This window comes from Nostoc sp. NMS2 (genome assembly GCF_017115105.1).
Taxonomy (GTDB): Bacteria; Cyanobacteriota; Cyanobacteriia; order Cyanobacteriales; family Nostocaceae; genus Nostoc.
In genome coordinates this window covers 1-7,430 of record NZ_JABXKH010000076.1, presented here as the reverse complement: position 1 = coordinate 7,430, position 7,430 = coordinate 1, and the positions used below count along the sequence as shown (strand labels likewise).

The 7,430-nt window shown below is 43.4% G+C and carries 6 protein-coding genes and 1 tRNA gene; 3 read left to right on the top strand and 4 right to left on the bottom strand.

The window, feature by feature from the left end; all coding sequences use genetic code 11:
• Positions 1 to 108 precede the first annotated feature (108 nt).
• Positions 109 to 684, bottom strand: coding sequence for an rRNA large subunit pseudouridine synthase E (locus HWQ36_RS15165; protein WP_292704163.1), 576 nt, complete (start codon positions 682 to 684; stop codon positions 109 to 111).
• 324 nt (positions 685 to 1,008) lie between these two features.
• Between HWQ36_RS15165 and hisC the strand changes: the two genes are divergently transcribed.
• Positions 1,009 to 2,070, top strand: a complete 1,062-nt coding sequence (gene hisC, locus HWQ36_RS15160; RefSeq protein ID WP_292704160.1) for a histidinol-phosphate transaminase — start codon at positions 1,009 to 1,011, stop codon at positions 2,068 to 2,070.
• A gap of 417 nt (positions 2,071 to 2,487) precedes the next feature.
• On the opposite strand, the gene HWQ36_RS15155 is transcribed toward hisC, so the two are convergent.
• Positions 2,488 to 2,561 (bottom strand) — tRNA-Val (locus HWQ36_RS15155).
• 180 nt (positions 2,562 to 2,741) lie between these two features.
• On the opposite strand from HWQ36_RS15155, the gene HWQ36_RS15150 reads away from it, so the two are divergent.
• The gene (locus HWQ36_RS15150) at positions 2,742 to 4,310 is read left to right on the top strand and encodes a metallophosphoesterase (protein WP_292704158.1); all 1,569 of its coding nucleotides are present in this window, start codon (positions 2,742 to 2,744) and stop codon (positions 4,308 to 4,310) included.
• Positions 4,311 to 4,653: 343 nt separating this feature from the next.
• Here the strand turns inward: HWQ36_RS15150 and HWQ36_RS15145 are convergent, their stop codons facing one another.
• Positions 4,654 to 6,000 carry an ABC transporter substrate-binding protein gene (locus tag HWQ36_RS15145; protein ID WP_292704155.1) on the bottom strand — a complete coding sequence of 449 codons (1,347 nt, stop codon included), beginning with the start codon at positions 5,998 to 6,000 and terminating at the stop codon, positions 4,654 to 4,656.
• A 307-nt stretch (positions 6,001 to 6,307) separates the two neighbouring features.
• Between HWQ36_RS15145 and HWQ36_RS15140 the strand changes: the two genes are divergently transcribed.
• On the top strand, positions 6,308 to 7,066 hold the full coding sequence (locus HWQ36_RS15140; RefSeq protein WP_292704152.1) for a YebC/PmpR family DNA-binding transcriptional regulator: 759 nt from the start codon (positions 6,308 to 6,310) through the stop codon (positions 7,064 to 7,066).
• Positions 7,067 to 7,218: 152 nt separating this feature from the next.
• Here HWQ36_RS15140 and HWQ36_RS15135 read toward each other — a convergent pair.
• The coding region (locus HWQ36_RS15135; RefSeq protein WP_292704149.1) for a hypothetical protein at positions 7,219 to 7,430 on the bottom strand (212 nt) is incomplete at its 5' end.

Below are 7,430 nucleotides of genomic sequence, written 5' to 3'. Positions count from 1 at the left end.
ATTGGGCATGGAAAAGAGGCAGAGGGGCGGGGGGCAGGGGGAAAACTCTTCTCCCTTGCTCCCTGCTCCCTCATCCCCCTTTACTCCTCTACCCTCTTCCTGTCGTCTCTAAAAAGAAATAAATTGGAGTTCAGACGTGGTGAGATCACGCCATTGACCCAATTTTAGGTCATCTAATCGGAGGTGGGCTATGCTGACCCTGACCAGTCGCAAAGTCGGAAACCCAACAGCCGCAGTCATGCGCCGGACTTGGCGGTTTTTTCCCTCTGTCAAAGTCATTTCCAGCCAAGCTGTCGGTACATTTTTGCGAAATCTAATTGGCGGGGTACGTTCAGGTAGCTCTGGCTCTTTTGATAAGAGCCTAACTTGTGCTGGTTGAGTGCGGTAATCTTGAATTTCTACGCCTGTTTGCAACCTTTTGATCGCATCTTCATCTGGAATTCGCTCTACCTGTACCCAGTAAGTACGTTTATGACCAAAACGCGGATGGGCAAGGCGATGTTGCAATTGTCCATCATTCGTTAACAGCAGTAACCCTTCACTATCCCAGTCTAAGCGTCCTACAGGATAGACATCAGGTACATCTATATAATCTTTCAGGGTGCTATGTGTGGGAGCATCTTTTGTAAATTGGCTGAGAACGCCATAGGGTTTGTAAAAAATAATATATCGGTAATTTGTCATTTGTCATTTGTCATCCCTTCGGCTTACCTCGACTTCACTCGGCACAAGTCGCTCAGGGCAAGTGGGCATGGGGCATTGTTTTCTTCTCTTGTCCCTCTGACCCTCTGCGCTCTACCTTTATTCTCTAACGAAACTTAAACATAAACATTTTTGAGGGGGAAATAAGTGCAAAATATCTCTCAAACTCTGATTTCTCCCTGTCCTCTGCCCCTCTGCGGTTCGTTATTCCGTAACTCTTGCGTAAGTCCTAGATGTAAACGACAAAAAACGATATCGTCAGAAATTGCGGGTTGAAATTTGCTTAAGATACATACCCAATGCCCTATGACTAACTACTTTCGCTCCAATGTTGATGCAATGGCTAGCTATGTTCCTGGTGAGCAGCCCCAACGCGGTACACAGATAATCAAACTCAACAGCAACGAGAACCCCTATCCTCCTTCCCCTGCGGCATTAGCTGTACTGCGAAATATCGAGGGGGAGTGGTTGCGGAGGTATCCAGAACCTTTCGGCGGGGAATTTCGGCAAGCCGCAAGTAAAGTTTTAGGAGTTCCTAGCGATTGGATTATTGTAGGAAATGGCAGTGACGAATTGTTGAGTGTAGTAATTCGAGCCTGTGCAGAACCTGGAAAGAAGGTAGTTTATCCGATGCCAACTTATGTGCTATATCGCACATTAGCAGAAATGCAGGCTGCGGAAATTATTGAGATTCTTTACAACGAGGACTACAGTTTACCTTTGGAAGAACTGATTGCTGCCAATGGTGCTGTCACATTCATTGCGTCGCCGAATAGTCCATCGGGGCATCTGGTAGCAACTAATGAACTACGACAGTTAGCCAGTCAGTTAGCTGGAGTTTTAGTGATTGACGAAGCTTATGTAGATTTTACCGAAGAGAATGCGTTGGCTTTGGTAAACGAATACGAAAATGTCATCATAATTCGCACACTTTCTAAAGGGTACTCGTTGGCTGGACTGCGATTGGGATTTGGAGTGGCGAATCCTAAACTGTTGCAGGGACTGTTTAAAGTGAAGGATAGCTATAACATTGATGCGATCGCTTGTGCAATTGGTACGGCTGCTATTACCGATCAAGCTTATAAAAATGCTTGTGTGGCAAAGATTAAAGCATCACGTCATCAGCTATCAACAGACTTGAAACAATTAGGTTTTCATATCTGGGATTCCCAAACTAACTTTTTGCTGGTACAGCCTCCACAAAGAAACGCGGAATATCTCTATCAAAAACTGAAAGAACAGGGAATTTTAATCCGTTACTTCAAGCAGCCTGGGCTAGATGATAAATTACGTATTACTGTTGGCACAGATGAACAAAATCAAGTTCTAGTAGAAGCATTGATTCATTTGTTGGGGACTGGGGATTAAAGAAGTCGAAAGTCGGAATGGGCTACGCCCCGCTACGTTCGCGGAGCGTCTCGTAGAGAAGAGAGGAAATACAGTTTTGTAACGGGGATTTAGCGCTGCACGGATATAAAATTAGGATACTAATCTGATGCTAAAACTAGGTCACTCGATTTTGGATTGACGATTTTGGATTGACCCCACGACTGAAGTCGGAGGCTTGAAAAAGGAATTGTTTTTTGTTTCTCTATGAATGAATTCAGGGGCTTGAAACCGTTTTTTGGATTCTAGATTTAGATTTAATCCAAAATCGTTCGACTGAGCGAAGTCGAAGTCCAAAATCCAAAATTGTTTCGGTCAGATTTGTGTCAATAAGGGGTAAAAACTGGTGATGTTCAAATCCAGTTATTTCTGAAACCCTTACTGTATATTGCTTGTAAATGGACGTAACTGGATTCGAACCAGTGACCTCTACGATGTCAACGTAGCGCTCTAACCAACTGAGCTATACGTCCTTAACCACACGAATATTGATAGTAGCATATACTTTTGCGATCGCACAAGATAAAGACCCAAGCTTTTTTAAGGGGAGATTGAGATTTCAGATTTTGAGTGCGTAAGTCTTAATTTCAAATAAAATCCTTCTTATTTCGTTACAATCAGCTTGTGCGTTAAGCATTCAAGAGTTATCAGCCATGAAATTGATTTCCGATCCACCGATTCCTGTAAAAATTCAAAAGATGAAGGAACGGGTGCGGTGGATGCATCCAAGTTTTGTGCAACGGGGAATTGACCAAACCAGCATGGTTATTGACGATCGCAGGGAAGATAGTCCAGAATTTTCCTTTATGGTTATCGGTGATTCCGGCACTAAATCCCATTCTCCCCATCACCCCCAGCGAAAAGTTGCCGAATTGATGCTGACTCACCGGGATGATTGCAGTTTTGTGTTGCACACAGGTGATGTAATCTATGTGGTTGGTTCTCAAGAGTATTATTCAACAAACTTTATTGAGCCTTACCGGGAATTTCTTGTAGGTGGCGACAACCCGAAAGGCATTCCTTATGACCGGATGGTGTTTAATACGCCGTTCTTGCCAGTACCAGGTAATCATGATTACTACGATGTACCGTTGATATACCGTTTATTGACTGGAACAACATTTTCATTACGTCGCCTGTTCCGCTACAAAGATATCGAGATTGGTTGGCATGGATCGTATCAAGGGAACGCTTATGCACGGGCATTTATCGATTATACCCAAGGGATGTCCCCACAAGAATTAGAACGTCATTTAGATCGACACTACACTGCTAAGACCGACACAGGACGGTGTTTGCGTTACGAACCTGGACAGTTTACTCGCTTACCCAATCGCTATTACACCTTTCGTTACGGCGGGATTGACTTTTTTGCACTGGATTCTAATACCTTTAATACACCATCACCTTTACCTGCAACTCAAGAGGGTGAAATTTACCGTCGGGAATTGCAAAAGCGTCGTCAGGAAATAGATCGAGAAGAATTGCAGATTTTGGGAATATGCGATCGCCTCAACCCGGATAAACCCACGGAAGCTGAAGAACTTGATGAACTTAGCGCCAAATTAGATCAAATAAACGAGATCAAAATCGATATTGAAAAGCAATTGGCATCTCATAAAATGCCTGCGATCGATTTTGAACAACTTGAATGGTTGCGAAGCAGACTCATTGAATCTTGGAACACCTCCGAAGTGCGCGGACGTGTAATCTTTTTTCACCATCCGCCATTCGTCACAGAGGCTACCAAGTGGAATCAGGCACAAACCTTAGCGGTTCGCCACCGCTTGCGCTGGGTGTTTGAACAAGTGGCAGAAACTCTTGGTTCTCTAATTAAAGAACGTCCCATAGTCGATTTGATTTTAAATGGTCACGCTCACTGTTTGGAGCATCTTCTCACAACTGATACCGGATTTGCTGACTCTCACATTAACTGCATTATCTCTGGTGGTAGTGGTCATCGTCCCCGCTATCAACGGCGAAAGGGGACTGAATTGATGGAGACTTTTACGGAAATTGCAGGTAAACCCACTCGGAAAGTTGCCGATTCAACGCTTTTTGTGGGTCGTCATGATTCCAATTTTCAGAACCGCCTGCCTTACTCATGTGTGCGGATTGATGTTCTCGATGGTAGTCCGCCCAAGTTTATCATCAGACCGTTGGTTACAGAACGTATTGAAGATGAGTGGTACAACCGCGAACTTGAACCATTTGTAATTTAAACGGCAATACAGTTCAGTTAAGCATTTCTTTCTCCTCTTCCTTCTCTTGCTTTGCGACGGCAGTCGCTCATGGGGGAAACCCCCAAGACCGCGCTGCCTCTTCTTTGCGTCCTTTGCGGTTCGTTAAAAAAATTGACTTTGATAAAGAGTTAAGACTTATACCAATTCTGTATGAATATATGATGAACGAACCGCCAAGGGCGCAAAGGACACAAAGAAAGAAAGAAAATTTGGCGCAGCCTCACAAAGCAATGATATTAACCCAAGCGTATTGATTTAAACAGGATGCGATGCCTACGGTGGTCACTGAGCTTGCCGAAGTGCGGTAAACTACGCGCTTTAATCACTTGAAAATCAAATCCAAACGTTGCTGTGTTGCTTTGAGTGAGTCTGCTGGCGAACTTTTACCCAACAATACAGATTCAATCGCCCGACCTAGACTGTCAGAAATGCGATTATAACCAGGAAATATGGGACGCGATCGCCCATATTTAGCTTGATCTAAAAATACCTTTACCTGTGGTATTTTTTTGATAAAATCCTGATATTTTGGACTTTCACGAGACTTCAGATTCACTGGTAAATAACCAGTTCCCAATGCTAATTCTGTCTGAAATTCTTCACTTAAAGCATATTCAACAAACTTAAAAGCTGCCGTTTGACGTTCTGGCGTGGTTTTGAAAAAGAAGAGATTCTCACCACCAATAACAGTAGCAGATTTTTGCCCAACCGGAATGGGAAAAACATCAAAATCGACACCAGTCTCTTGAAGTTGCCCCAGAGTCCAAGGGCCATTTAATTGCATTGCGACTTTACCACTCAGCAAGTCATCTGTCTCATAACCCCGTTCTGGGCCAGATAAAATCGCGGAACCCTCTGTAATTAAATCACGCCAGAATTGCAAAGCTGCGATCGCACCTTGATTATCTTGCAAATTTACTGCTGCTGCATTCTGTGAATCACCACTCACCAACTCGCCGCCGCCACTCCACATAAACGGCAACCAGGTGAACACTGTAAATTCTCCTTTTCCCAAAGGTAGAAACATCCCATATTGATCGGTTCGTCCATCGCCATTGGTATCACGAGTTAATTTTTTTGCAACTTGTGCAAACTCCTGCCAAGTGCGGGGTAATTCAGTAATCCCTGCCGCTTTAAACAAACTCGGACGGTAAAAAATACCAACATTATTTGTAGCAAAGGGTACAGACCAAATTTTACCGTTGTATTTCATTGAGCCATACAAAGCGGGGTCAATTTCGGCTTTGATTGGAGATTCCTCCAGCATTTCATCCAAAGGTAAAAGCGCATTCAGTTCTACCAATTGACCTGCGATCGTCGGATTGTACCATAATAAATCTGGGGGTGCATTTCCTACCACTGCTGCTAAAATCTTGGGCGTTTGCTGATCCTGTTGCCCAATATAAAGCGACTCTACCTGAATATCTGGGTGGGATTGATTGAATTTGTCTACCAACTTTTGCAGCACATCCCGATTTGGCGGCGGATTTACACCTTGCCACAGGGTTAAATGAATTACTTTATCTTCCTTAATACCAGGTAGAATACTTTGACATCCAACTAAAGCTATTATGCCTACGAATAATACAAGTAGTAATCTCCTAAGATAGTGTGACACTTTCTTTCTTTTTCGCTTGGCATAGCGAGGAGGCGAAAAAAAATTGTCCATGATGTTGGTTAAAATAATTGATCAATTCTCGTAGCTCCTTGAACAAAGAAGCAGGGAGCAGGGGGCAGGAAGCAGGGGAGCAGGGAGATGAGGGAGAGGGGGGAGACAAGGGAGAATACTTATTTAATAATTTTCCCTTATCCCTCTTGTCCTCCTTGTCTTCCCCTGCCCCCTTGCTCCCTGCTCCCTTGCCTCTTTTTCAACATAACTTTGCCACTCTCATGTAGAGTTGCACAATTATCTTAAGTGATGGTTTTTGCAAGCGTTTATATCCTAATCTTTAATAGAGTTTTGATAATTTCAGATTATGGCAGGACATAGTAAATGGGCAAATATTAAGCGCCAAAAAGCGGTAGTAGATGCAAAAAAGGGGAAAACCTTTACTCAGTTATCGCGGGCGATTATTGTGGCGGCTAGAAGCGGCGTACCAGATCCGGCGCTGAATTTTCAACTTCGCACGGCAATTGACAAGGCAAAGGCAGCAAGTATCCCCAATGATAATATTGAACGAGCGATCGCAAAAGGTGCAGGCACTTTTGGCGGTGATAACGCTATCTTTGAGGCGATTCGCTACGAAGGTTACGGCCCCGGTGGTGTAGCGATTTTAATCGAAGCCTTCACAGATAATCGCAATCGCACTGCTGCTGACTTACGTGTAGCTTTTAGTAAAAATGGTGGCAATCTTGGTGAAACAGGTTGCGTTGGCTGGATGTTTGAGCAAAAAGGCGTTTGTGTCGTACAGGGTGTGATTGACGAAGAACAGCTTTTAGAAGCATCCCTCGAAGGCGGTGCCCAATCTTATGAGATGACTGAAGATGAGATAGCTGAAGTTTTTACTGATATTGGCAATTTAGAAACCCTTAGTCAGACGCTCAAAAATCAAGGCTTTAAGGTAACTGATGCCGAGTTTCGCTGGATTCCTAGTAATAGTGTAGAAGTTACCGATCCAGATCAGGCGCGATCGCTTTTCAAGTTAATTGATACTCTAGAAGGCTTGGATGACGTGCAAAATGTCACAGCTAACTTCGACATAACAGAAGAATTGATGGCTCTCAGTTTTTCTTAATCAAAATTCACACATGGATAATAGTCAAACAACTTCTTAGCTCGACTTTATCCAAAATTAAGAACTTGGTTCTCTTGATACGGCAAAACCCTGGCTTTTTGGCTAAAACTTTTTCTATGTCACTGATTCTCGGTGAAATCGAAAAAGTAAAACTACCGAACTACAAAGGTTACAGCATCAGCTTGAGTGTAGTATTCCTTCAAACCGACATCTAACCCAACTGTGTTACCAGTCGGTTCTATGTTTTCAAAACGGTTTACATACGTACCTATTCTTCCAGGGCTTTCAAACTCCCGTCCATTTTTGTAAGGGACTGACAAATAAAAAAACATCCCAAATTTTCTTGTGGGATGGGTGTCCGCAC

Excerpts from the sequence above, each read along its gene's own strand:
- HWQ36_RS15150 (WP_292704158.1), top strand. The coding sequence starts at position 2,742 with ATGAAATTGATTTCCGATCCACCGATTCCTGTAAAAATTCAAAAGATG.
- hisC (WP_292704160.1), top strand. The coding sequence starts at position 1,009 with ATGACTAACTACTTTCGCTCCAATGTTGATGCAATGGCTAGCTATGTT.
- HWQ36_RS15140 (WP_292704152.1), top strand. The coding sequence starts at position 6,308 with ATGGCAGGACATAGTAAATGGGCAAATATTAAGCGCCAAAAAGCGGTA.
- HWQ36_RS15165 (WP_292704163.1), bottom strand. The coding sequence starts at position 684 with ATGACAAATTACCGATATATTATTTTTTACAAACCCTATGGCGTTCTC.
- HWQ36_RS15145 (WP_292704155.1), bottom strand. The coding sequence starts at position 6,000 with ATGGACAATTTTTTTTCGCCTCCTCGCTATGCCAAGCGAAAAAGAAAG.